The 25,207-nt window shown below is 40.3% G+C and carries 19 protein-coding genes; 12 read left to right on the top strand and 7 right to left on the bottom strand.

What is annotated here, in order from left to right:
* Nucleotides 1–2: 2 nt before the first annotated feature.
* The 7 genes from NAF19_RS20580 to pbpC all read right to left on the bottom strand — a co-directional run bounded on the left by NAF19_RS20580 (nt 3) and on the right by pbpC (nt 10,794).
* Nucleotides 3–1,592, bottom strand: a complete 1,590-nt coding sequence (locus NAF19_RS20580; protein WP_252792223.1) for a M1 family metallopeptidase — start codon at nt 1,590–1,592, stop codon at nt 3–5.
* Between the two features lie 399 nt (nt 1,593–1,991).
* Entirely contained in the window at nt 1,992–3,050 is a 1,059-nt protein-coding gene (locus tag NAF19_RS20585) for a polyprenyl synthetase family protein (protein WP_370362898.1), read from the bottom strand.
* 14 nt (nt 3,051–3,064) lie between these two features.
* Nucleotides 3,065–5,200 (bottom strand): ribonuclease R, encoded by a 2,136-nt coding sequence (gene rnr / locus NAF19_RS20590; RefSeq protein WP_252792224.1) that lies wholly within the window; start codon nt 5,198–5,200, stop codon nt 3,065–3,067.
* A 111-nt stretch (nt 5,201–5,311) separates the two neighbouring features.
* Nucleotides 5,312–5,920, bottom strand: a complete 609-nt coding sequence (locus NAF19_RS20595; RefSeq protein WP_252792225.1) for a hypothetical protein — start codon at nt 5,918–5,920, stop codon at nt 5,312–5,314.
* Nucleotides 5,921–5,928: 8 nt separating this feature from the next.
* Complete coding sequence (locus tag NAF19_RS20600) at nt 5,929–7,632, bottom strand: ABC transporter ATP-binding protein (RefSeq protein WP_252792226.1); 1,704 nt, start codon at nt 7,630–7,632, stop codon at nt 5,929–5,931.
* Complete coding sequence (locus NAF19_RS20605) at nt 7,632–8,342, bottom strand: 3'-5' exonuclease (protein ID WP_252792227.1); 711 nt, start codon at nt 8,340–8,342, stop codon at nt 7,632–7,634. The genes NAF19_RS20600 and NAF19_RS20605 overlap by 1 nt, the downstream gene beginning before the upstream one ends.
* Nucleotides 8,343–8,490: 148 nt before the next feature.
* A complete protein-coding gene (pbpC, locus tag NAF19_RS20610; protein ID WP_252792228.1) occupies nt 8,491–10,794 on the bottom strand; it encodes a penicillin-binding protein 1C in 2,304 nt (767 codons plus the stop codon).
* Nucleotides 10,795–10,889: 95 nt separating this feature from the next.
* Between pbpC and NAF19_RS20615 the strand changes: the two genes are divergently transcribed.
* The 12 genes from NAF19_RS20615 (at nt 10,890) to NAF19_RS20670 (ending at nt 25,207) form a co-directional block, all read left to right on the top strand.
* A complete protein-coding gene (locus NAF19_RS20615) occupies nt 10,890–11,612 on the top strand; it encodes a glycosyltransferase family 2 protein (RefSeq protein WP_252792229.1) in 723 nt (240 codons plus the stop codon).
* 718 nt (nt 11,613–12,330) lie between these two features.
* On the top strand, nt 12,331–13,143 hold the full coding sequence (locus NAF19_RS20620; RefSeq protein WP_252792230.1) for a polysaccharide biosynthesis/export family protein: 813 nt from the start codon (nt 12,331–12,333) through the stop codon (nt 13,141–13,143).
* A gap of 31 nt (nt 13,144–13,174) precedes the next feature.
* Nucleotides 13,175–15,547: a GumC family protein gene (locus NAF19_RS20625; protein ID WP_252792231.1), complete on the top strand. Its 2,373-nt coding sequence runs from the start codon at nt 13,175–13,177 to the stop codon at nt 15,545–15,547.
* Nucleotides 15,548–15,602: 55 nt separating this feature from the next.
* Nucleotides 15,603–16,904, top strand: a complete 1,302-nt coding sequence (locus tag NAF19_RS20630; RefSeq protein ID WP_252792232.1) for a nucleotide sugar dehydrogenase — start codon at nt 15,603–15,605, stop codon at nt 16,902–16,904.
* An 11-nt stretch (nt 16,905–16,915) separates the two neighbouring features.
* On the top strand, nt 16,916–17,914 hold the full coding sequence (locus NAF19_RS20635) for an NAD-dependent 4,6-dehydratase LegB (RefSeq protein ID WP_252792233.1): 999 nt from the start codon (nt 16,916–16,918) through the stop codon (nt 17,912–17,914).
* The gene (locus NAF19_RS20640) at nt 17,911–19,044 is read left to right on the top strand and encodes a LegC family aminotransferase (protein WP_252792234.1); all 1,134 of its coding nucleotides are present in this window, start codon (nt 17,911–17,913) and stop codon (nt 19,042–19,044) included. Before NAF19_RS20635 ends, NAF19_RS20640 begins: the two co-directional genes overlap by 4 nt.
* Nucleotides 19,037–19,681 carry an acetyltransferase gene (locus tag NAF19_RS20645; protein WP_252792235.1) on the top strand — a complete coding sequence of 215 codons (645 nt, stop codon included), beginning with the start codon at nt 19,037–19,039 and terminating at the stop codon, nt 19,679–19,681. Before NAF19_RS20640 ends, NAF19_RS20645 begins: the two co-directional genes overlap by 8 nt.
* Nucleotides 19,674–20,681 (top strand): N-acetylneuraminate synthase, encoded by a 1,008-nt coding sequence (neuB, locus tag NAF19_RS20650; protein WP_252792236.1) that lies wholly within the window; start codon nt 19,674–19,676, stop codon nt 20,679–20,681. The genes NAF19_RS20645 and neuB overlap by 8 nt, the downstream gene beginning before the upstream one ends.
* Complete coding sequence (gene neuC / locus NAF19_RS20655) at nt 20,678–21,850, top strand: UDP-N-acetylglucosamine 2-epimerase (RefSeq protein WP_252792237.1); 1,173 nt, start codon at nt 20,678–20,680, stop codon at nt 21,848–21,850. The genes neuB and neuC overlap by 4 nt, the downstream gene beginning before the upstream one ends.
* Nucleotides 21,851–21,944: 94 nt before the next feature.
* On the top strand, nt 21,945–23,000 hold the full coding sequence (locus tag NAF19_RS20660; protein WP_252792238.1) for a nucleotidyltransferase family protein: 1,056 nt from the start codon (nt 21,945–21,947) through the stop codon (nt 22,998–23,000).
* A 1-nt stretch (nt 23,001) separates the two neighbouring features.
* Entirely contained in the window at nt 23,002–23,733 is a 732-nt protein-coding gene (locus NAF19_RS20665) for an acylneuraminate cytidylyltransferase family protein (RefSeq protein WP_252792239.1), read from the top strand.
* 208 nt (nt 23,734–23,941) lie between these two features.
* Nucleotides 23,942–25,207, top strand: a complete 1,266-nt coding sequence (locus tag NAF19_RS20670) for a polysaccharide biosynthesis protein (protein ID WP_252792240.1) — start codon at nt 23,942–23,944, stop codon at nt 25,205–25,207.

Raw genomic sequence — 25,207 nt, forward strand, 5'->3', positions numbered from 1 at the left:
ATTTATTCCATAGTTACTTTCTTCAAATAAAAACCATCCGCATCAACAACCGGCATGGTTTTGCTATCCACATGTATGCCCTTTGCGTCAACAATCATGCGTTTTGTACCGGCATCGGTAGTTACATCAATCGGTAATGGGATAGAGATATTTTGTATTTGTATTAAATACTTTCCGCCGCGCTGCGTTTTAATGCTCACATCCAGCTTGTTAACCGTACGCAAGTACAAATCAAACAACGGCTTTAAATCTTTACCCGATTCCTTGCTGAAAAACTGCTCCACATCATCTGTAACAACTAAATTATCATAAGTGTATTTTGGCGAGGTCACAAACTTTTTAAGCGCCGGGAAGAAAGCACTATCGCCCATCACATAACAGATAGTATGCATGAAGAATGCACCCTTGCCATAAATATCGCCGTTATAGGCTGCCTCCTCATCAATATCCTTTCCCATTACGATAGGGATTTTATTGCCAAAACCAGGTGCCATACGCTGAAAGTGTCTGATATAAGCTGGTTTGCCCTCAAATTCAAGCACATACAGCGCATCGCCAAAAGTACATATCCCTTCGTGTATCCAATAGTCGGCCCAGTCTTTTGCGGTTACTTTATTGCCCCACCATTCATGCCCGAATTCGTGGTGCATAAGATCGTCGTAATCATCGCCTCCCACCTTCGTATAACGGAACTTATTGCCATATGCTACCATGCTCTGGTGCTCCATGCCCAGGTGCGGTGTTTCTACCATTCCTATTTTCTCTTTTGCCCAGGGGTATTCGCCGAAATATTTTTCCTGCTCGTGAATAGTTTTAACAAACATGTCCAGGAAGTGAGGCGCCTTATCTTTATGTTCATTCAGCAGATAAAACTGGATGGGTACATTATGCCCGTCGCAAGTAGTATATGGGCGGGTGGCAACCGTATAATCGCCAGCATTGAATAATATGCTGTAGTTATTGATACTGTAGTTTGTTTTCCAGTGAAACGTGGCAGTTTCACCATGTTTTTTTACACTTTGTAGTAATCCCGGGCCAGCAACAACCAAATCCTTTGGTACTGTTATCATCATATCAACACCTTCATTTGGTTCGTCAGATGGATGGTCTTTACAGGGAAAATACAACTTGCCGCCGGTGCCTTCGGCAGTAATGGCCATCCAGGGGTGACCGGTTGAGTCGCGTGTCCAAATAAAACCGTCATCCCATGGTGGTCTTTTGGCAACATGCGGTTTGCCGCCGTAAATTACTTTTACGCTGGCTTTACCGGCCGGCAGTTCATTGGCAAGACTAATCCTGATGAGGTTGTTTTTATATTCAAATGGGGCCGTTTTATTGTTCACCAATACCTGCGCTACTTTTAATGAATCCAAAAGGTCGAATAACAACACATGCGTTGGCTGCGCCATTATCACATCAATGGTAGTATAGCCGTCTATTGTTTTTTGCTTTACATCAACATTTAATGCAATGGTGTAATGCCTTACATCCATTATGGCTTGTTCGGGTTTTAGCTTGCCGCCGGAGGTGAGTTCCTGGGCGTATGTTTTACAGGTAATTAGTAAAATAATTATGAAAAATAATTTACGCATGCGGTAAAATGTTAATTTGGTTTAAATGTAATAAACCATGTTAAATAATTTTGGTGTTGATGAAAAATAAACCTGCGACCTAAAACGATAGAACTTTATTTACACATCAAATATGTCCAAATCTCTTTGAAGCCACATGATTTTTTTTTGATATCTTAGTCCAAAAGTGAATGTTATGAAAAGGACTTTAGGCGTTTTATTAATTTCGTTTGCATGCCTTTGGCTTCTCGGAATATTGGTGGCGTATAGCGACAGCCTTATGACGAATGGCCATACTAGTTTATACTCTGGCGTATGTTTCGCTATGATTGTGGCGGGGATATTCTTAATATCTTTTGATAGACGTAATAGAACGCGTTAAGTTTCCTATATACTTATAAAATATTGCCGCCTTGTAATTCAATTCTCCCTCACCAGCAACCCATCCGCAAAATTACGCAGGTATTGTTTATGTTCTTCGGGCAAATTAATGGCATCAAGCGCTTCGAAAGCTTTGTCGGCATACTGCTGCATTACATCTTCGGCATATTGCCTTATGTTTAATGCGTTGTAAATAGCCGTTACTGCTTCAACTTTTTCCGCCGCGTCGAATTGCTTTAAGGCGGTCCATCTATCCAGTTCGGCAACTTGTGGCGCGTTTGCCAGTTCGAGTGCTTTTATCTGTAGGTAAGTTTTTTTGTTCGAGATAATGTCACCGCCAACTTGTTTGCCGAATTTCTCAGGATCGCCGTAAACATCCAGGATGTCATCCTGTAACTGGAAGGCAAGACCAACGTTCTCGCCAAAGTGGCTCAACAGTTCGGCATCTTTTGCATCAGCACCACCAATCAATGCACCAATCTTTAACGCACCACCCAATACTACTGCGGTTTTCAGGCGTATCATATTCAAATACTCATCTATATTCACATGGTTCAATTCCTCAAACTCCATGTCCAGTTGCTGACCTTCGCAAACGCCAACAGCGGTAGTGTTAAATATATCAAGTATTGGGCGCAACAGGCGGTCTTCCACCTGCATCATCAGCTTGTAGCCTTCTACCAGCATCACATCGCCCGAAAGGATGGCTGCATTCTTATTCCAGCGCTCGTGCACGGTTGTATGGCCTCGGCGCAAGGGGGCGTTATCCATAATATCATCGTGCATCAGTGTGAAATTGTGAAAGACTTCTATGGCCAGGGCCGGTTTGATTGCTGCATCCACGTCGCCGCCAAATAAATCGCAAGCCATCAGCAGCAATGCAGGGCGCATCCGTTTGCCGCCGAGGGAGAGGATGTAAGTTAAAGGCTCATATAATTGTGCAGGGTATCCCGGGAAATTCAGCTCTTTTACTGCATCACTGATAATCTCCTGCAGCTCATTCAATTGTTTCATGTGTTTCTTATTCGCGGCAACGTCGTCAATATCATGGTACGCCTGTGGTACCCATTCGGGCCTAATTATTTTATCCGCTGCCATTTTTTGATTTGCATTTAATCCTGCACTAACGAAAAGTCAATCTGTTTCTTGGTCAAATCAACATTTTTCACCCTTATTTGCACCTCATCGCCAAGCTGGTAAACCTTCTTTTTGCGCTGGCCGATAATAGCATAATTTTTTTCGTCTAATGTATAAAAGTCGTCGGATATATCGCGCAGCCGTATCATGCCTTCGCACTTATTCTCGATAATCTCCACATACATGCCCCATTCGGTAACGCCTGATATTACGCCGCTAAACACGTTGCCCACCTGGTCGCGCAGGTATTCGGCCTGTTTGTATTTAACTGAAGCACGTTCCGCATCAGCTGCTTTCTTTTCCATCTGTGAGCTGTGCTGGCACAGCTTTTCGTAATGCTCCTCGTTAGCTGATTGCCCGCCATTTAAATAATGAAACAGCAACCGGTGAACCATCACATCCGGGTAGCGGCGGATAGGAGAGGTAAAGTGCGTATAATGGTCGAACGCCAGGCCGTAGTGGCTGGAGCTTTTGGTAGTATAAATAGCTTTCGCCATTGAGCGGATAGCCAGTTGCGTAAGTACGTTTTGCTCCTTTTTGCCTTCCACATCTTCCATTAAATAATTAAGGGATTTTGCAGTTTCTTTATCCGACTTGGTGTTTATCTTATACCCAAACTTTGCAGCAAACTGGGCAAAATTGGCCAACGCATCTGGTTTGGGTGTGTCGTGTACGCGGTAAACAAAAGTGTATTTATGCTTGCCTTTGCCCATTTTGCTTACGTGCTCGGCAACTTTGCGGTTTGCAAGCAGCATAAAGTCTTCTATCAGCTTGTGTGCATCCTTGCGTTCTTTAACATAAACGCCGGTTGGCTTTCCGGTTTCATCAAGCTTAAATTTTACTTCGGTAGTTTCAAAGCTGATGGCGCCGTTTTTAAATTTTCGCTCACGCAGCTTGTAGGCCAAGGCATTCAGCTTTAATATTTCCTGTTCAAAATCGCCGGTTTTGTTTTCAATAACCTCCTGTACTTCTTCGTACGTAAAGCGCCTGTTTGAGTGGATAACCGTTTTGCCAAACCATTGGTTGATCACATGCGCATCCTCGTCCATTTCAAACACCGCGGCAAAGCAAAGCTTGTCTTCTTTTGGGCGTAATGAACACAATCCGTTCGACAAACGTTCCGGGAGCATCGGTATAACCCTGTCGACCAGGTAAACCGATGTCGCGCGGTCAAGGGCTTCTTTATCCAAAGCTGAGTCGGGCATTATATAATGCGATACATCAGCAATGTGTACACCTACTTCATAATTACCGTTCTCCAGTACCCTGAATGATAGCGCGTCATCAAAATCCTTGGCATCAAATGGGTCGATGGTAAAAGTCGTAACATTTCTGAAATCGCGCCTTTTGGCAATTTCTTCAGGTGTGATAACATCTGATATTTCTTCCGACTCATGCTCAACCTCGGCAGGGAATGCCAATGGGAAACCATACTCTGCGAGTATGGCATTCATTTCCGTATTATTGTCGCCCTGTTTACCTAAAATATGTTTAATACGGCCAATCGGGTTCTTAGCATCAACCGGCCAGTCAGTAATTTCAGCAACTGCTTTTATTCCGTTTTTGGCGCCGTTCAGTTCGCTCATCGGGATAAAAATATCGTGCATCATTTTGCGGTCGTCGGGAATGAAGAACGCGAAACGTTCGGATAGCTTTACAATACCAGTAAACTCCATTTTGGCGCGCTGCAGTATTTCGATTACTTCGCCCTCTTTGTGTTTTCCTTTGCTTTTGGCGTAAACGTAAACCTTAACACGGTCGCCGTTTAAAGCGGTGCGCAGTTTACGCGGAGCAACGAAAATGTCACTTTCAAACTCATCATCGGTAATTATAAATGCCGAACCATCAGCTGTAAGGTCAACTTTACCTTCAATAAACGTTTTAAGCTCAAGTAATTGGAACTTGCCATGGGTGATTTCTTTTAAGACGCCTTTTTTAGTTTCGTCCTTCAGGACATTGAATATAATTTCGTTCGCTTCAGAATCGCGGATATTTAGTTTTGCTGCAACTTGCTTTGTATTTAATGGCGTATTGCCGTTTTGTTCAAATATATCAAGCACCAGTTGCGTGAATACTTTATTTATAGATGAACTGTTTTTCTTTTTAGACATAGATAGAATTAATGTATCACTGCAAAGATACGATTGTTTTCAATGCGGAATGCGGAGTGTCGATTGCGGAACGTTTTGAATGTGAGAAATTGAAATGCATGGTACTTTTTATCAATTCGAAGCATTTTCTTCATCAAACTTTTTTAGCTCTTTTGATGATTTACCTGATAACACATCAGGCAGCCAATTCAGAAGATCTGGGTCGTTGATAGTTTTGTTGTTTTGTGTATTGTTTATAAGTGCTATGACTTCGGGGTTGGTATAATTATCAATAATTATCCGTTTTTGTAAAAAATCAGGCGAGATGGCATGGTCTAATATGGTGACTGGTAACTTCCTGGCATTGTACAAATCAAGAACGGTGTTGCATAACTTAACATAGTCGTGCACATCGAGGTTTTGCATTGCACAGATAGATATTGCCACTTGACCTGTATTAAATTTTCCATCGTTTAAAAATGAAAGTACATCGTTAAAGTAAAACTTACTATGTTCAAGTACATTTACAAAAGGCTTGTCAGCTAAAAGCTCTTCATAAAAGTCAAGTGTGTCATTTCTATGTTTCCCGATAAAACTAATGAAATCGATTTTGTTAAAATTTGCTTCCTGTTGATGCTGTTGTATTGGCTTGCTATGATTAGCTTTTTCTGTGCAACCGAAAACAATACACGATAGAATTGGAAAAAGTGCGCTGATGTACGGGTTGGTTTTTATAATCATATCAAACTTTACCTTCCTGGAATAGAAGCAATCAACCTCTTCGTATATTCTTCCTTCGGATGATAGTAAATCTCATCCGGGTCGCCCATTTCCACAATTTCGCCCTTGTTCATCACCATCATCCTGTCCGAAATATGTTTAATCACCGCCAAATCGTGCGAGATAAAAATATAAGTCAAATTAAACTCCTGTTGTAACTCCCTTATCAAGTTAAGCACCTGCGCCTGTACCGATACATCCAGTGCCGAAACAGATTCATCGCAAATGATAAACTTAGGCTGCAACGCCAGTGCACGGGCAATTACTATCCTTTGCCGCTGCCCACCGGAAAATTCGTATGGGTAACGGTTAAAATGCTCGGGCAGCAGGTTTACGCGTTCCAACAGTTCAAGTACCTTCTTTTTGCGTTTACTGTCGTTCGTGTAAAACTGGTGGACTTGCAATGGCTCCATTAATGAGTCGCCAACAGTTAGGCGTGGGTTGAGGGATGAGTAGGGGTCCTGGAAAATGATTTGTATATCCTTCCGGACATCGCGCAGGTCGTCTTTCTGTAACGAGCGTAAATCGGTTCCGCTAAATTCTATACTACCGGATGTCGGCTCTATCAACCTCAAAATACTGCGGCCAAGCGTTGTTTTGCCGCAACCGGATTCGCCAACAAGCCCCAGTGTTTCGCCCGGATAAACATCAAAGCTTACTTCGTTAACAGCTTTAACAAACGATTTCGACCTAACGAACATGCCGCCACCCTGCGGAAACCATGTGCTGAGTTTGTTTATTTTCAGCAGCGGCTGCTGACTGTATAGTTTACTTTTCCGGTCGGCAATTTCCTGCGGTTGATAAGCGTAGCCTTCCCTTATTTTTTTTATGCTGTCGGCTTTTTTGTTTTCTGTATCTAAGAAATCCGCAATTACCGGCAGCTTCTTCAAATTTAAGGCAGGCACCGGCCGGCAGGCCAGCAAACCTTTTGTATATGGATGTTTTGGATGTTGAAATAGTTGTTTTACAGGTGCTTCTTCCACCACCTCGCCCTTGTACATCACCAGCACCCGGTCGGCAATTTCGCTGATAACACCAAGGTCGTGCGATATAAATATCAAGCTCATGTTACGCTCAGCCTTCAGCTTTAGCAATAATTCGATAATGGTTTTCTGCACAGTAACATCCAGTGCGGTAGTTGGCTCATCGGCAATTAATATTTCCGGGTTGCATGATAACGCCATGGCTATCATCACCCTTTGCTTTTGTCCGCCGGATATTTGATGTGGGTAACTGTCAAATATCGCTTCTGGTCGTGGCAACTGAACTTCATTAAAAAGAGCTATGGTTCTTTCTTTTGCCGCGGCTTTGCTTACTTTTAAGTGCAATTGAATTGCTTCGGTGATTTGGTACCCGCAAGTTAACACCGGGTTAAGCGACGTCATAGGTTCCTGGAAAATCATCGCCATTTGGTTGCCGCGGATGGTGCGCATTTCACTTTCAGGAATGCTGCATAAACTATTGTTATTCAGTAGAATATGTCCACTTATTTCAGCTTGTTTTTTATCCAGCAAACGCATCAACGCGAGTGATGTTACCGACTTGCCCGAACCTGATTCGCCGACTATGCCGATGGTTTCACCCTTCTGCAGTTTAAATGATATTCCTTTAACCGCTTCAAATAAGCCGTTTTGAGTTTTAAATCTTACCGAAAGGTCTTGTACCTGCAGCATTATGTACCAACTATGGTTATACACTCGTCAGTAATCAATTCCTCGCCGCGGTAGCGCCTCAGCAATTGGGCTGTTGCCACTACATCTTTTTGGCAATAGGTGCTGATACGGTCGAGTTCGTTATCAACCCAGTAAACTTTACCGACCATACTACCATCGATGTCATCTTTCGGAGTAGGTATATTGAAGATTGCCGTAAGCAGGCTAAGCGACGTGTAGTTTTTATAATCCCCGAACTTCCAGAGTTCCATAGTATCCAGGTGGTTTATTTCCCATGGTTTTTTGCCGGCAAGCTCCAGTTGACTGGGTATCCGTACACCATTTACCAGCATGCGGCGGCAGATGTAGGGGAAATCAAATTCTTTGCCGTTATGTGCACAAAGTATCAAACTTGCGGGCTGGCCATTTAGCAAAGCAGCGAACTTTTCCAGTAACTCTTTTTCATTGTGCGATGCGATAGATTTTACCCTTAAGCCAACATTGCGGCCATTGGTAAATATACCCATGGATATGCAGATTATCTTGCCGAATTCGGCCCAGATACCGGCCCGTTCGTAAAAAGATTCAGCGGTTTCTTCCTTGCGCTGGTGCAAGGTTTTAAGGTCCCACAATTTTTGAAAGTGCTCCGGAACTTCGTCGAAACTTTTGTATTGTGGCACAGTTTCAATATCAAGTACCATCAGGTTATGAAGGTCGTATTGTTCGAGCATTTAGTAGTGTTTGTATTTTTGAGGCAAGATAGTAAATCAGTTGACAGTTTGCAGTCGGCAGTGAGCAGTTTTTAATGATGACGGGCTAAAATTTACATTTAAACCATCCAGTTCCGGCCATTACTATTAACCATCATCTATGAACTAATCACTTAGCCAGTATTTCAAACCCTATGTGAACAGTATTACCATTCCCATCAACCAAGGTTAGCGTATGCTTTCCCGCTTGCGGGTTTAGCGCTATCTGATGAAAGTCTTTCGTTTTGCCTATATACTTATCGTCCAAATGCCAGAATATTTTTACACCTGCCACCCTGTGCGCTGCATTGAAAATAACCCTGCCGCGCGTGCCATCTGCTTCCAGCGGCACATAAATTTTAGCGCCGTCTTTTGGGTAGATAACTTCCATCGGCTGGGCGCTTTCGCCCTGCACACAATCAGGCCGGAAAGGCGGCAGCACCCGGTATTGATAATTTTTAGTTTTATAATAATACTCCATTGATGGCGGCAACACAAACCAGTTTTTGTTAACGATTTGATTTGGTGGTACACAATTGCCCGTAACCTGCCACTTGCCATCAGCGCTAAGATGAACCAATTGGTGATAGGGGCATACCTGTACTTTGAGTCCGCTTTTTGGCACCCACATATCGTCGGTATCATCACAATACTGCCCGGCACGGTAGCCGCTTTGGTGGCACACTTTTATTTTTACCATTTCGCCAACCGGCATTTCAAACCAGTCGCGCGTAACAGGCAGCAGCCTGAATATCTCGAAAAGGGCAGGGGCGGCGGTGTTTATTCCGGTAAGGTTTGGCCTGCCTTCGCCATCCGTATTACCCACCCAAACGCCCACAACATATTTCGGCGTTATACCAATCGCCCAGCCATCCCTGAAACCAAAACTTGTCCCGGTTTTCCAGGCAACCCGCTGGCTCGAGCTGAATTGCTGCCATAGCATTTCTTCGCCGGGCCGCATTACTTCCTCCATTGCCTGCAAAGTATAATAAATAGAACCCGCATCCAACAGCCCTGTTTTTTCAAATTCAGGCTTCGGTTTTTCACTTATATTATAAACGGGGTTATGGTAATCTGCCGGGTCGTATTTGCCATTGTATTTGTTGTAGTGGTTTAGTACTCGCGCCATATCGGCGTAAGCCCCGGTAAGTTCCCAAAGCGTGTTTTCGCCGCCGCCTAGAATAAGCGATAAGCCATAATGATCGGCAGGTTTGCTTAGGGTAGTAATACGCATTTTATGAAGCGCGTCATAAAACCTCTCGTACTTAAACTGTTGTAGCATTTTTACAGCCGGAACATTTAGCGAGCGCGACAAGGCCCTCGATGCCGGCACAGCCCCGTCATAACCCAAATCGAAATTCTCCGGGTGATAGCCGGCAATTTGTGTAGGGATATCCGGCATCAGGCTGTTCGGAAGTAGTAGCCCATCATGCAGCATATTGGCGTAAAGGATAGGTTTAAGCGTACTGCCCGGGCTACGCGGCGCATCAACCACATCCACATCGCTTTCCATCTCGGGGTCTTCGGGGTGTGCTATGTTACCTGCGTAGGCCAGTGCCGCCCCCGTTTCCACATCAAGCACCACCGCAGCTATATTATTTACCTGGTTCGACTTTAATACCTGGTGGTGCCGCTCCAATATTTCATTTACTTGTTGTTGCAAGGCTGAGCGTATGCTGGTTTTAAGCCGGGTATCGCCATGGGTGTTATTCTTATGGTCGGTTTTAAAACGCTGCAGCAGGTGCGGGGCAAGCTGAGGTAAGGGCACGGGTCTGTCGGGCACGGGTTCAAACTTTGCCAGCGCCGCTGTGGTTGAATCAATTATTTTCTGTTGATAAAGTTTGTCGAGCAGCAGGTTTCTTTTTTTCAAAAGAATTTGCCTGTTCCTGCCCGGATGCACCAGCGACGGCGAATTTGGCAGTACTGCCATTGCCGCCATCTCGCCCCAGGACAACTTATCCGGGCTGCGGCCAAAATACCGCCACGACGCTGCATCCAACCCAATAACATTGCTGCCAAAAGGAGCATTACTGGCATAAAGCGACAGTATTTCCCCCTTGCTATAACCAACCTCCAGCCGCACAGCCATAAATATTTCACTTATTTTGTTCCAGATGTTGCGTTTATGCTTGGTGGCCAGCCGAATAACCTGCATTGTAATGGTACTACCTCCACTGGTTACTTTTTTCGAACGGAAGTTTTGTTTAATAGCTCTACCCATCGCAAGCGCGTCAAAACCGGGATGGTGCATAAAGCGCTTGTCCTCAAAGGCAATAATACATTGCTTAAATTTTTCGGGCACATTAGCGTTTGGCGGGAAGCGCCATTGGCCATCAGTAGCGATGGAGGCGCCAAGCAACTGGCCATCGGCATCATCAATAACGTACGACGTTGGGCTGTTAAATAGTGGCTTGGGTAAAGAAAACCAGAACACGATAAACAAAGCCAATAAAAACGCGAGTATTATTATTACTTTTGGTTTTTTAAGAAAAGTTTTTAGTCGATTTAAACCCAGTCGCATTTATTGGAATGAAGATAGGAAAGTTATCAATTATTATCCCGGCTTACAACGAAGGTAATACGATACATTTAATTTTAGATAAAATTAAGGCCGTTAACCTGATTGAGGATATTCAAAAAGAGGTAATTATTGTAAACGATTTTTCATCCGACCATACCGAACAAGCAGTCCAAAGCTACCAACAAAATAATCCCGACCTGTCCATCAGCTACTACAAGCACGAACACAATAAAGGCAAGGGTGCCGCATTGCACACTGGCATATCCAAAGCAACAGGCGAATACCTTATTATACAGGATGCCGATTTGGAATATGACCCCGCTGAGTACAACGATCTGCTAAAACCCGTTTGTGCCGGCTTTGCCGATGTGGTTTATGGCTCGCGCTTTATGGGCAGTAACCCTCACCGTATCCTTTTTTTCTGGCACACCATTGGCAACCGCTGGTTAACCTTTGCATCAAACATGTTCAGCAACCTTAACCTTACGGATATGGAAACCTGTTACAAACTGTTTGATACCAAACTCATCCAATCCATAAAACTAATAGAGCAGCGCTTCGGCTTTGAGCCTGAAGTTACCCAGAAAATTGCCCGCGTACCGAAAATTCGTATTTACGAAGTTGGTATATCTTACTATGGCCGTACCTATGAAGACGGTAAAAAAATAGGCTGGAAAGATGGCGTGCGCGCTATTTATTGTATCCTGAAATACGGACTGTTTAAGGCTTAAAAAAATAGGCAGTTTATCTGCTGCAGGGCCCACGTTGCGTGGACCCCGCGTAAACGGACGAAACAGTTGATGCTACTAAATTATTTTACCTGCCTTCTGCCACATTACTGTGGTGGCCTTCCTCTGCGCAACCGGTTATCACCCCTATGCAGCCGCAATTAATATAGTTTAAGTGATTTCGCTTTCTGGAAGTACGCGGTATTCCCAAACCGGGTTATCAATGTATTTCCTAATAGCCAAAGTTGCGCCGGCCAAACGCAGGACAGTCGGCGCCGAAGAGGAGAAAAAGAAGATAAGAAGCTTATGCCTTTAGCTGCTGTTTTTGGCTGATTCTATTTGAGCATACCGTTAAACATTATATGAAATTTAAAAATCCCCCGGTTAGGGGGAAAATGGGCTTGCATGAAAGATTTATTTTTACATCGCCATATTATTTTACCTAAATAATAAGGTCAGTTAATAGTTAATCTAAAAAGTCATTGGCGCAAGGCTAATGACTTTTTCGTTTATTTACTAAAACTTAATATAAAAATAACGGATACTCGTTAATACACTCATATTCACTTGTCTTATTAGTTATAAATGTGAAAATAATTAAGCTGTTAGTTTAAAAAGCGCCAGTCCTTTGAATAAAATTTTTGTGTTTCCGTAAAAATATCTACTTTCGCGCCGCATTGTTATTTGAAAGAATAACCATACATCTATCCAAATATAAACCATGAGAAGAAAACAATACCTGAAAATATTTTTGTTTCTGGCATTCATAATTGGCGCTACTTCGTGTGCCGACCAGAAAAAATATATTTATTTTCAAAAAAATCCCGGTCAATCGGACACTATAGATGTAGCAAAAGCTTACATTCCGAAGATACAGCCCGGCGATCTGCTTTCCATATATAACACCTCGTTAAATCCTGCCGCAAGTAGTTTTTTTAACCCGCTTTCAGGCGCTAGCAGCGCAACTGATAATAGCGCTTCAACTAGTAACTCCGGTGCCTCACCTTCGCTGGCGCAGCCATCAGCGAACGGTCTCTTGGTAGATGCTGCGGGATCTGTCGAAATTCCGATTATCGGCTTGGTTAAAGTTGGCGGACTTACTACTTCCGAGGCCAGGGATACGATCAAAAATAGATTGAAATTTTACGTGAAAGAGCCAACTGTAAATGTCAGGTTCCTTAATTACAAAATTTCCGTTATGGGTGAAGTTAACCACCCATCTGTATATGTAATACCTAATGAAAAAGTTACACTGCCCGAAGCTATAAGCATGGCAGGCGACCTTACTATTTTTGGTAAACGCGAAAATGTTTTAGTTATCAGGGATAATAACGGGAAAAAAGAGTTTGGCAGGGTTAACCTTAATACCCGCGAAGTTTTTACATCTCCCTATTATTACTTACGCTCGGGTGATGTGGTGTATGTAGAGCAAGGTAATGGTAAAATTGCCCAAAGCGATAATACTTACAGAATACTTCCAATTGTCATCAGCGCGCTAACATTGGTTGCGTTATTTATCCTCCGACTTAAATAATCTTTCTTTTAACATAGAATATATTCGATATATGAATACAGACAACGATTTTAACGCTGTTATTGAAGAAGAACAGCAGGTAAATTTAAGAGAGATTTTATATAAATACTTACGTCATTGGAAATGGTTTATTTTATCATTTATAAGCTTTCTTGCCTTAGGTTATGTATATATAAAAACATCTACACCTGTATACCAGGTGGAAACAGATTTGCTGATAAAAGAAGATAAAAATAAAGCAGGCGGAGATGATATTTTAAAAAGCTTGGATCTGTTTTCGTCTGATAAAGTGATTGACAATGAGATACAAATTCTCAAGTCATATACACTAATGGAAAAGGTAGTCAAAGATTTAGACTTACAAGCCTCGTATTATTTAAATGGAACCGCTCGAAAAGTCCCGCTTTATGAGAATATACCTTTTAAGGCTGAGCTGTTAAAAGCAACCAATAAAAGTTACTCTGAGTATATAAAGATAACATTACTTAATGATAAAGAGGTCGAGGTTAAGGGCAAGAAGTTTCAGCTAAATATGCCGATCCAAACTGATGAGGGCCTGATACTTTTAACAGCAAAACAAGTTGATCCTAAGTATTTCAACACAGAAATTGAGGTACAATTTAATGACACCCCGAGCTTTTTTCAAGTTTACAGCAAAAGTTTAAATATCTCACCGGTAAGTAAAGAAGGAACAGTGCTTATTATTACCTACCAGGATGCCATTCCAAAAAGGGGCATAGATATACTTAATACCCTGGTACTTGAATATAATAATGCAGCTGTTGCCGATAAAAATAAGGTTACTTCAAATACGCTGGCATTTATTCAGGAACGGTTAAGAAAGCTGGCAGAGGAATTGGGGTCGGCTGAGAAAAACGTTGAAAATTATAAATCAACTAATAACATAACAGACATTAGCGCACAATCGCAACTGTTTATGCAAAGTGTGCAACAAAATGATGCTGACTTAAGTAAGGTAAACATCCAGTTAAGCGTGCTGAAAAATCTGGAAAACTATATACACACCACCAGAGATGACAAAGGGAAGTTGCCTTCGATGTTGGGAATTGATGACCCCACCATTCTAGGGCTAGTAAGTCAATTAAGTGACATGCAATTAAAAAGGGAGAGTCTGTTACAAACCATTCCCGAAACCAATCCTATTGTTCACTCAATCACTGATCAGATTAACTCACTTAAATCAGCTATCAGTCAATCAGTTCAGAATCTCAAATCCGGTCTTTCAGTCACACAGCAGCAATTGGAAAATAAAAATAACAAATTTGATGCTGTTATTAAACAAGTTCCGACAAAAGAAAGAGGCTTATTGGATGTGATGCGGGAACAGGATATTAAAAATACACTTTTTAATTTTCTATTACAAAAGCGCGAAGAACAAGAAATGTCGTTAGCATCTAATATAGCCGATAGCCGAACCATTGATGATGCAAGGAGCACTCCATCACCGGTTAAACCGGTTAAGCTTTTGGTTATGCTGATTTTTTTCGTAGCAAGCTTATTAGTTCCAATCAGTGTAATTTACCTGAGCGCTATTTTAAACAATAAGGTCACAAAACGTTCAGATATCGAAAAGTTGACTAAAGCGCCAATAGTAGCAGAAATCGCTCACTCCGATGAATCTATACCCCTTATCGTTGTTGAAAAACCACGGTCGATGGTTTCTGAACAGATACGGGCATTACGTACTAATCTTCAATTTATCAGTTCAGAGCAGGAACATAAGGTGTTATTATTTACCTCATGTACAAGCGGAGAGGGTAAATCGTTTGTATCCCTTAACCTTGGAGCCAGCTTGGCAATGTCAGGGAAAAAAGTTGTTATTTTGGAACTTGACCTCCGAAAACCCAAACTCCATTTAGCACTTAAAATGGAAAATGACAAAGGTTTATCCAATTATTTAATAACCCATTATGATTATTCGGAAGTTATAAAGGAGGTTCCGCAGCAAAGTAACTACTATATAATAACTAGTGGACCGATTCCTCCTAATCCAGCTGAACTATTAACCAATGGTAGAATAGATTCACTAATTCAAGATTTAAAAAGAGATTTTGACTTTGTAATTATCGATGCTCCACCCGTAGGATTGGTAACCGATGCACAAATTTTAGGTCGTTACGCAAATGCGACAATGTTTATAGCGCGGCACAATTATACTTTTAAAAATCAAATACTGCTAATTGATGACCTCTATAGGAATAAAAAATTCTTGAATTTAAACATTGTTTTTAACTCGATAGATTATTCTTCTTCCGGCTATGGTTATGGTTACGGTTACGGTTACGGTTACGGTTATGGCTACGGCTATGGCGGTGGATATTATCAGGAAGAGACCACAAAACCCGATTTAATAAAAAGAATTTTTAAAAGACGTAAAAAATAGTCACCGTTTCTAAATATTTATATAAGAATTTCTTTGTTACCAGAACCTATAAAAGATGAAGATTGATAATCAAGGACCATTTAAAATTGCAATAATCGGATTGGGCTATGTAGGACTTCCACTCGCGGTAGAATTTGCAAAAAAATACCCAGTAATTGGGTTTGATATTAACAAGGAGCGTGTTGAGGAGTTAAGCCATGGGAATGATCGTACTAAGGAAGCTAATATTGAAGAGCTGAATAGTGTAATTAGAATAGCGGACAACGAAAGTGAGAAGGGTTTGACTTTTTCTTCTGATGTAGAAAAACTTCGCAGTTATAATACCTTTATAGTAACGGTACCTACGCCTATTAACAAATTTAAATCGCCCGATCTTACCCCCTTGCTAAAGGCATCTGAAATGTTAGGATCAGTACTTAAAAAGGGAGATCTTGTTATTTATGAATCTACCGTTTACCCGGGGTGTACAGAAGAAGACTGCGTGCCGGTACTTGAGAAAGTTTCGGGGTTGAAATTTAATATTGATTTTTTTGCTGGATATTCTCCTGAACGTATTAACCCTGGCGACAAAGTTAATACGTTAACAAAAATAAAAAAGGTTACCAGCGGATCAACACCCGAAATTGCAGAGAAGGTTGACTTTTTGTACAGGTCAATTATTGAGGCAGGTACCCATAAAGCTCCGAGCTTAAAAGTAGCTGAGGCATCGAAAGCAATCGAAAACGCACAACGCGATGTAAATATTTCATTTGTAAATGAACTGGCACTAATTTTTGATAGGATGGGAATCGACACACACGATGTACTAGATGCCGCAGGTACAAAATGGAATTTTTTAAAATATAAACCAGGCCTGGTAGGTGGCCATTGTATAGGGGTCGACCCGTATTATCTGGCCCATAAGGCCGAGTCGCTGGGTTATCACCCTCAGGTTATTTTGTCGGGCCGAAGAGTAAACGACAACATGGGTATGTTCGTAGCCAATAAGGTTGTAAAGTTATTGATACAAAAAGGACACAAGGTTGACGGAGCCAAAGCACTTATTTTGGGAATAACCTTTAAAGAAAATTGTCCGGATATTCGTAACACTAAGGTAGTCGATATTTACCATGAACTGAAACAATTTGGTTTGAATGTCGAAATAAACGATCCATGGGCGAATGCCGGTGAAGTTAGGCACGAATATGGAATAAACATGCTATCTGAAATTGGATTCGGGTATGACGCGATTATACTGGCAGTAGCGCATGACGAGTATAATAAGCTTGATTTTAAAAAATTGACTAAAAACAGCAACTCCGTTATTTTTGATACTAAATCTTTTATTAAAAGAGAATTGGTTGACGCGAGACTGTAAAATTTACACCTATGAATTTAACAGGTAAAAAAATATTAATAACCGGTGCTGACGGATTTATTGGGAGCCATCTGGTTGAAAGATTGTTGGATGAAGGTTGTATTGTAAAGGCCTTTGTCTATTATAATTCTTTTAACAGTTGGGGATGGCTCGATACACTGGCAAAAGAAAAGCTTTCAAGACTCGAAATATTTGCAGGCGATATACGGGACCCTAACGGAGTACGAACTGCTATGAAAGATATAGAAGTGGTGTTTCATTTGGCAGCCCTGATAGCTATTCCTTTTAGTTATCATTCGCCTGATTCATACATTGATACAAATGTTAAAGGAACGCTGAATATAGTGCAGGCCGCCAAAGACCTAAATATTGAAAGGGTTTTGGTTACCTCGACGTCGGAAGTGTACGGAACAGCACAATATATTCCTATTGATGAAAATCACCCCAGACAGCCACAGTCTCCATATTCGGCGTCAAAAATTGGTGCCGATTGTATCGCTGATTCTTTTTACAGGAGTTTTAATCTACCGCTAACGATTGTGAGGCCTTTTAACACTTTCGGGCCGCGCCAATCGGCAAGGGCTGTTATCCCGACAATAATTACCCAATTACTAAATGGCAAAGAGGAAATTAAACTTGGAGACCTTACGCCGACCAGGGATTTACTTTTTGTAAAAGATACCGTAAATGGCTTTACTGAAATAGCAAAAGCAGACAAACTAATTGGACATGACTGTAATATTGCAACCCAATCGGAAATCTCGGTAGGGGATCTGGCGCAGGAATTAATAAACCAGATTAATCCGAAGGCCCGTATCATAACTGACGAGGTACGCATCAGGCCTGAAAAATCAGAGGTTTTCAGGCTGTACGGTTCAAACGAAAAGATCAAACAGTTTACTGGCTGGCAGCAGCAGTATGATTTAAAAGAGGGCTTAGCGGAGACCGTAGCCTGGTTTAAAAATGTTGAGAATCTGAAACAATACAAAGCTGATATATATAATATATGATCCCATTATCTGTACCAAATCTTGCCGGCAATGAATGGCAATATGTAAAAGAGTGCCTCGATACATCGTGGGTGTCTTCGGTGGGTAGCTTCGTAAACAGGATGGAAGAGATGTCGGCCAGCTTTAGCGGAGTTACCGGAGCCGTTGCAACGTCCAATGGCACTGCGGCACTGCACATCAGCCTTATTTTAGCCGGGGTACAAGCCGGGGATCTTGTGATATTACCTAATATTACCTTCGTAGCGCCAGCCAACGCAATTACTTACATGGGGGCGCGTCCATTATTAATGGATGTTTACGAAGATACGTGGGAATTAGATGTCGACTTGCTTGAACAGTTTTTAATAGAAGAATGTGCATGTAATAACGGAGTATGTTATCATAAATTAAGTGGTAAACGAATTCCTGTTATTATTCCCGTTCATGTATTGGGGAATATGGTTAATATGGAAAAACTTATGCCATTGGCGGCAAAGTATCATATTGCTGTAATTGAAGATGCGACAGAGTCGCTGGGGTCAACCTATAAAGATAAACCGGCTGGCTCATTCGGCCTTTTTGGTTGCCTTAGTTATAATGGCAATAAAATAATTACCACTGGTGGTGGTGGCATGATACTTACTGACAATGATAAGCTGGCAAAAGAGGCTAAACACCTCACAACGCAGGCAAAAGCCGATCCGTTAGAGTACTATCATGACAAAGTAGGCTATAACTACCGCATGGTTAATATTCTTGCAGCTATGGGGGTTGCCCAAATGGAGCAACTTCCGGGGTTTATCCAGCGAAAAAAGGAAATTGCGTCCCTATACAATTTGGGATTAAAAGATATTCCCGGGTTTAAGGGTCAAGAAACAACGGAGCATGTAACCTCTAATTGCTGGTTGTATACAGCAGTATTTGGTCAATCGAAACAGCTGATGGAGTATTTAGCTGCTAGAGATATACAAACCAGGCCATTTTGGGTGCCTATGAATAGATTACCGGCGTTTGATGCAGATATTTATTACAACAAAACTGATATCGCCGGAAATATATATTCTACTTGTCTCAGTTTACCTTGTTCAACAAATATAACAGATGATGAGGTGGCCGCGGTTATAGAAAATATACATCAATTTTATGCTTAAAAAAAAGCTAATATTGATTGGAGGAGGTGGGCATTGCAAGTCGTGCATAGATGTAATAAGGAGTCGTGACGACTTTGAAATAAATGGTATTTTAGACAATGGCCTTAAACTTAACGATAAAGTATTAGACTGTTCTGTTATTGGTAATGATATTTATTTGGATGAATTGATTAATATTGATACATATTTTTTAATAACAATAGGCCAAATAAAATCCGCTGTGTTGCGGCAAAAGATATTTAATATTTTAACGCAAAAAGGCGCCAATATAGCTACTGTAATATCATCCAGGGCATCTGTTTCGGGTTATTCAAAAATTGGAAAAGGAACAATTTTACACCATTTCTGTGCAGTGAATGCACAAGTGAATATTGGCGAAAATAATATTATTAATACAGGCGCTAATATTGAGCACGATGTTCAGATAGGCAATAATAACCATATCTCAACCGGAGTAGTTTTAAATGGGAATGTGAGTGTAGGCAACAATTGTTTTATCGGAAGCGGTTCAGTCATTGCCAATGGTGTAAAAATAGCTGATAACGTGGTAATAGGTGCCGGTAGTTTGGTAATTAAAAACATCGTTGAGGCAGGCATTTATGCTGGCTCTCCGATTAAAGCGATAAAAGATGAATAAAACATTAATAATTGCTGAGGCAGGCGTAAATCATAATGGATCTATTGAAAATGCGTTTAAATTAATTGACGCCGCCAAAGAAGCCGGCGCAGACTATGTGAAATTTCAAACCTTCAAAGCTGATAAACTAGTAAATAAATCTGCGCAAAAAGCTGACTACCAAAAAAAAAATCTGCCGGATGGCGATGAATCACAATACACCATGCTCAAAAAACTGGAACTAACCGAGGAGATGCATGATGAATTACTGAATTATTGTGAAAAAAAGAACATTAAATTTTTATCAACGCCGTTTGATCAAGATAGCATCATATTACTAAAATCATTAGGCGTTACTATTGGTAAAATTCCTTCGGGCGAGGTTACCAATTTACCTTACCTGCGACAAATGGCACACGCATTTCCGGAATTAATTGTTTCAACGGGAATGTGTACCATCGAGGAGGTCAAAGAAGCCGTTGACGCCTTGGTATCTGTCGGCAGAAAAAAGGAGAATATTACTGTTTTACATTGTAATACGGAATATCCTACCCCAATGCGAGATGTGAACTTAATGGCTATGCTAACGATCAAAGAGCAGTTGGGGGTAAGAATTGGCTATTCGGATCATACTATGGGTATTGAAGTACCAATCGCAGCGGTGGCGTTGGGGGCTACAATTATTGAAAAACATTTCACATTGGATCGCACCATGGATGGGCCTGATCATTTAGCATCCCTGGAACCTGGTGAGCTTAAAGAAATGGTGCGGTGCATAAGGAATATTGAAAATGCATTGGGTGAGGGTTCTAAGACACCCTCTGATTCTGAAAAAAAGAATATACAACTTGTAAGGAAAAGCATAGTTGCCAAAGTGAATATTGCCAGAGGTGAGACCTTTACTGAAGATAACTTGACCGTTAAAAGGCCTGGGACCGGAATTAGTCCAATGAATTGGGATAAAATAATTGGGCGGAAGGCGAACAGGGATTATAAAAATGACGAGATTATTTCATTATGACCAATAAAAGGAAAATTTGCGTTGTAACTGGGACAAGGGCTGACTACGGTCTACTTTATTGGACAATTAATGGACTGCATAACGATCCGGCTATTGAGTTGCAGATTTTGGTTACAGGAATGCATTTGTCTCCTGAGTTTGGCTTAACCTATAAACAAATAGAAGCAGATGGTTTTTTTATCAATCAAAAAATAGAAATTTTGCTTTCATCTGATAGTCCCGTTGGTATTTCAAAAAGTATAGGTTTGGGAGTTATCGGTTTGGCAGACGCTTACCAAATATTAACACCTGATATTGTGCTGTTACTTGGTGACAGATTTGAGATTTTTTCGGCTGCGATTGCTGCCACGATGGCTCGTATCCCCATAGCTCACTGCCATGGCGGAGAATCGACAGAAGGTGTGATTGATGAACCTATAAGACATTCTATTACTAAAATGTCGCACCTGCATTTTTCGTCTACTGATGAATATAGAAAACGAATCATCCAGTTAGGCGAGCAGCCTGATTTTGTATATAATGTTGGAGCACTTGGAATCGAAAACATTAACAGGTTAGACTTGTTGTCTCGTGAAGATTTCGAAAAAAGTATAGAATTCAGCTTACGTAAACGTAATGTCCTGGTTACATTTCATCCGGTAACATTAGAAAACGCTACAGCGGAGATTCAATTCAAAAAACTGCTGGAGGCTTTAGATGATTTACGAGACGTAGCAATCATCTTTACAAAGGCCAATGCTGATACGGATGGAAGGATTATTAACCAACTAATAGATGAATATACAACAAGGCATAGTGATAAGGCGGTAGCTTTTACATCGCTTGGACAACTTCGTTATTTATCAGCTATGCAATTTATGGATGCGGTGATTGGAAATTCATCCAGCGGCCTTATAGAGGCACCGTCTTTTAAAATAGCGACCATTAATATAGGAGACAGGCAGCATGGACGAATAAAAGCCCAGAGTGTAATAGACTGCGAACCCACTTTCACCGAAATCAAAAAAGCAATAGATAAAGCATTTAGCCAGGAATTTAGGGACAGTTTAAAGCTGGTAGAAAATCCATATGGCAGAAACAACTCGTCTGCGGATATTATATCCGTACTAAAAAGTACGGCATTGGATAACTTACTTAAAAAAGAGTTTTATAATCTAAAGTTTAACTGACGTATTGTTTGAAAGTCACTTTTTCAACAACGGAATAAAGTATGGTTATTCCCGAATAAACGAAAAATATTATGGAGTTTAACGTGTATATAAAATGATAAAATATCAGGAACATATAATTCAAAAATATAATCAGGCGCGGGTAGCGCTTAAAGCTTTGGATGAATTACCGTTATATGCAAGCCGTACTATATTTATTATCGATGAGAGTGATAAAATGGCTGGCACCGTCTCGGATGGGGATATACGAAGGGGGCTTTTAAATGGACTGGAAATTTCTCAGCCAATTGAGTTATTTATGAATACCCAGTTTAAGTTTTTGTATGAAGGTGGAGACAATGTCGACTTAATCAAAGCTTATCGTAAAGCCGATATTCATTTGATTCCTGTATTGGATCACAGCTTTCACCTTGTACAAATTTTGGATCTGAAAAAGACAAAAACCATTTTACCGATTGCCGCACTAATTGTAGCCGGAGGACGTGGTGAAAGATTGAAACCATTTACTGATCTGATACCCAAACCCATGCTAACGGTCGGGGATAAATCCATATTGGAGCACAATATTGATCGTTTGATTTCTTATGGAATATCTGAATTTTATATAAGTGTTAAATATCTAAAAGAACAGATAATGGACTATTTTGGCGACGGTTCAGCCAAATCTGTGCACATTCACTATATTGAAGAAGAAGAGCCTTTGGGGACCTTGGGCGCACTTTCGTTAATTGATAACGTTGGGCAGGAGGATATTCTGGTTATGAACTCTGATCTGTTGACTAATATTGATTTTGAAGATTTCTATAATTTTTATAAGAAAGAAGATGCGACAATGGCCCTGGCAAGTATTCCCTATATTGTAAACGTCCCTTACGCAGTCTTAGAAACAAAAGAACTGGAAGTAGTTTCTTTTGCTGAAAAACCAACTTATACTTATTATTCAAATGGAGGTATTTATTTATTAAAATTTGAGCTTAAAAGGTATATGCAAAAAGGAGTTTTTTATAACGCTACCGATTTGATGGATAAAATAATTCTGGAAGATAAATTTAACCTGATGCACTATCCTTTATTAGGCTACTGGTTGGATATTGGCAAGCACCAGGACTACATTAAAGCTCAAGAAGATATAAAACATATTAGATTTTAAAATGGCAATTTTAATTACTATTTGCGCCCGTGGAGGGTCAAAAGGAATACCGGGAAAAAATATAAAGAAATTGAACGGCATACCTTTAATTGCTTACACAATTTATGTTGCAAAGGCATTTGTTGCGTTACATGATGGAATAATTGCAATTTCTACAGATAGTGTCGAAATTAAAAAGGCCGCTGCAGAATTTGGTATCAACACAAATTATACCCGTCCTGCTCATCTGGCGACCGACGCGGCCGGCAAGGTTGATGCGATTAAAGATTTGGTTTTCCACGAGGAAAAAGTTAATCAAATTACATTTGAGTATGTTTTAGATCTTGACGTTACTTCGCCGTTGCGCACGATAGATGATTTAAACCTGGCGTTTGATGCACTGAAAGCAGATGGCGGGGCTAATAACCTGTTCTCTGTTAGCAATGCGGCACGTAATCCTTATTTTAATATGGTGGAAAAAAAACTCGATGGTTATTATGGTTTGTGCAAAAAATTAGACTCGGTAATTTTAAGTCGGCAGGCGGCACCCAAAGTTTACGATATAAATGGATCATTTTATTTCTACAACCGCAGTTTTTTTGATTCAGACTTTAACAGTGTTCTTACCGATAATACTTTAATCCATGTTATCGAACATATGTGTTTCGATTTGGACCATCCCATAGATTTTGAATTTATGGAATATTTATTGGCAAATAATAAACTTGATTTTGAAATGGAATCAGAGGTCTGATTGTCGGTTTGGGTTCATAATTTATGGTTGACGTTAAGTTTGCATCATTTATGAGCCATTATGATATGATAATTAAGGATTCATTGGCGACGCTTTAATTCAATTTAACAACGCATCTATTCTTTTAACCTACTTATGAATTTTTTTGTTTACAAAAATAAGAGCGCAACATTTTATATTAATATTTCTTACTTTTTCATTCATTAAAATGAGGTATTTAAGGAAATCATTAATATTTTCGGGATTACGGTATCTGGAGTATGGAATTATTGCATTATCGTACATTGTTATCGCTAAAAAAGTAGGACCGGCAGAGTATAGCAAAACTATCCCGGGCTTTATTTTTATTACCTATTCTCAATATTTGATGATGGGACTCAATGCCGCTCTTATAAAGGCTTACGTGGTTGACAGTAACTTCGAAATAAAGCAGACATACGTTAAAAATACACTTTATTTTGCTTTTTTTATCTCCTTCGTGGCGTTTATACTAGGCGTTATCAGTTTACCTAAACAGCTATTTGTTGTGTCATTAATATCCTCGATGGTTTATTTCCAAAACGTTTTTCAAACTTTATTGAGGCTTGAAGATAAAATATTGGGGATTAATTTTTCGAACCTTGTTTTTTCGATCATTTATTTCGTTCTGGTATTTTTTTATGCGCATAGCATACAAATGTTTTTTCTGTATTGGTTATTTTCTTTAATCATCTCAAATTTATTGAATGCGATACAAGCATATCCTATATTGAAGAAATTACAGTTGCGATTTCATAAGAAAGACATTTTGCAAGTTGTAAAAACAATAAAACCACAAATAAAACTTGGTACAAAAATGACCTTGATGGGAATTGTAAGTACTTACTTCTTGACTTTTGACCGTTTTTTGCTTAACAATTTCTCAACTAATAAAGCCTTAAAAGGTAACTATCAACTAGCCGACAATATTGCAAGCACCATTTATTTGTTTTTTGTTACAGTGTTGTTTTACTATACGCCTACAATTTTGAAAAAAGCGAGTTTAAGTTCTGCTTTTAGAGTTCAGATGTTAAAATATGGGATAATTTTCACTCTAATACTGTCAGTTTTGGCTATCGGTATAACCCCATTTATTGATAGGTTCATAATTCTAAAGTATTTTCCTGCCTATGCCGACCTAACCTACTTTTTAACCTATCAATTTATACTAAAAATTATTATTTTGAGTATTGGGATAGCGGGCAATATCTCAATTGCATTAAATTCAGAGGTTAGATTCTTAAAATGGTGGTTTCTATCAATTTTTATAGGTGGGACAATGTTGTTCGTATTTTATAAGTTCGCAGCTTTGAAAACAGAAGAAATAATAACGCTTGCGCTTATATTTCAGTTTACTGCCATAATAATTTCAAATGCATTTTACCTTTGGGCAAACAGGAGGGCTTTCTTTGCATTATCTGCAGATAAAGAACTTATCGATTGTCTGCCTGAGTAA

The sequence above is a fragment of the Mucilaginibacter flavidus genome (assembly GCF_024055575.1).
GTDB classification, from domain to species: domain Bacteria; phylum Bacteroidota; class Bacteroidia; order Sphingobacteriales; family Sphingobacteriaceae; genus Mucilaginibacter; species Mucilaginibacter flavidus.

Coding starts and splice junctions, on each gene's coding strand:
- NAF19_RS20580 (WP_252792223.1), bottom strand. CDS start 1,592: ATGCGTAAATTATTTTTCATAATTATTTTACTAATTACCTGTAAAACA.
- NAF19_RS20585 (WP_370362898.1), bottom strand. CDS start 3,050: ATGGCAGCGGATAAAATAATTAGGCCCGAATGGGTACCACAGGCGTAC.
- rnr (WP_252792224.1), bottom strand. CDS start 5,200: ATGTCTAAAAAGAAAAACAGTTCATCTATAAATAAAGTATTCACGCAA.
- NAF19_RS20595 (WP_252792225.1), bottom strand. CDS start 5,920: ATGATTATAAAAACCAACCCGTACATCAGCGCACTTTTTCCAATTCTA.
- NAF19_RS20600 (WP_252792226.1), bottom strand. CDS start 7,632: ATGCTGCAGGTACAAGACCTTTCGGTAAGATTTAAAACTCAAAACGGC.
- NAF19_RS20605 (WP_252792227.1), bottom strand. CDS start 8,342: ATGCTCGAACAATACGACCTTCATAACCTGATGGTACTTGATATTGAA.
- NAF19_RS20615 (WP_252792229.1), top strand. CDS start 10,890: ATGAAGATAGGAAAGTTATCAATTATTATCCCGGCTTACAACGAAGGT.
- NAF19_RS20620 (WP_252792230.1), top strand. CDS start 12,331: ATGAGAAGAAAACAATACCTGAAAATATTTTTGTTTCTGGCATTCATA.
- NAF19_RS20625 (WP_252792231.1), top strand. CDS start 13,175: ATGAATACAGACAACGATTTTAACGCTGTTATTGAAGAAGAACAGCAG.
- NAF19_RS20630 (WP_252792232.1), top strand. CDS start 15,603: ATGAAGATTGATAATCAAGGACCATTTAAAATTGCAATAATCGGATTG.
- NAF19_RS20635 (WP_252792233.1), top strand. CDS start 16,916: ATGAATTTAACAGGTAAAAAAATATTAATAACCGGTGCTGACGGATTT.
- NAF19_RS20640 (WP_252792234.1), top strand. CDS start 17,911: ATGATCCCATTATCTGTACCAAATCTTGCCGGCAATGAATGGCAATAT.
- NAF19_RS20645 (WP_252792235.1), top strand. CDS start 19,037: ATGCTTAAAAAAAAGCTAATATTGATTGGAGGAGGTGGGCATTGCAAG.
- neuB (WP_252792236.1), top strand. CDS start 19,674: ATGAATAAAACATTAATAATTGCTGAGGCAGGCGTAAATCATAATGGA.
- neuC (WP_252792237.1), top strand. CDS start 20,678: ATGACCAATAAAAGGAAAATTTGCGTTGTAACTGGGACAAGGGCTGAC.
- NAF19_RS20660 (WP_252792238.1), top strand. CDS start 21,945: ATGATAAAATATCAGGAACATATAATTCAAAAATATAATCAGGCGCGG.
- NAF19_RS20665 (WP_252792239.1), top strand. CDS start 23,002: ATGGCAATTTTAATTACTATTTGCGCCCGTGGAGGGTCAAAAGGAATA.
- NAF19_RS20670 (WP_252792240.1), top strand. CDS start 23,942: ATGAGGTATTTAAGGAAATCATTAATATTTTCGGGATTACGGTATCTG.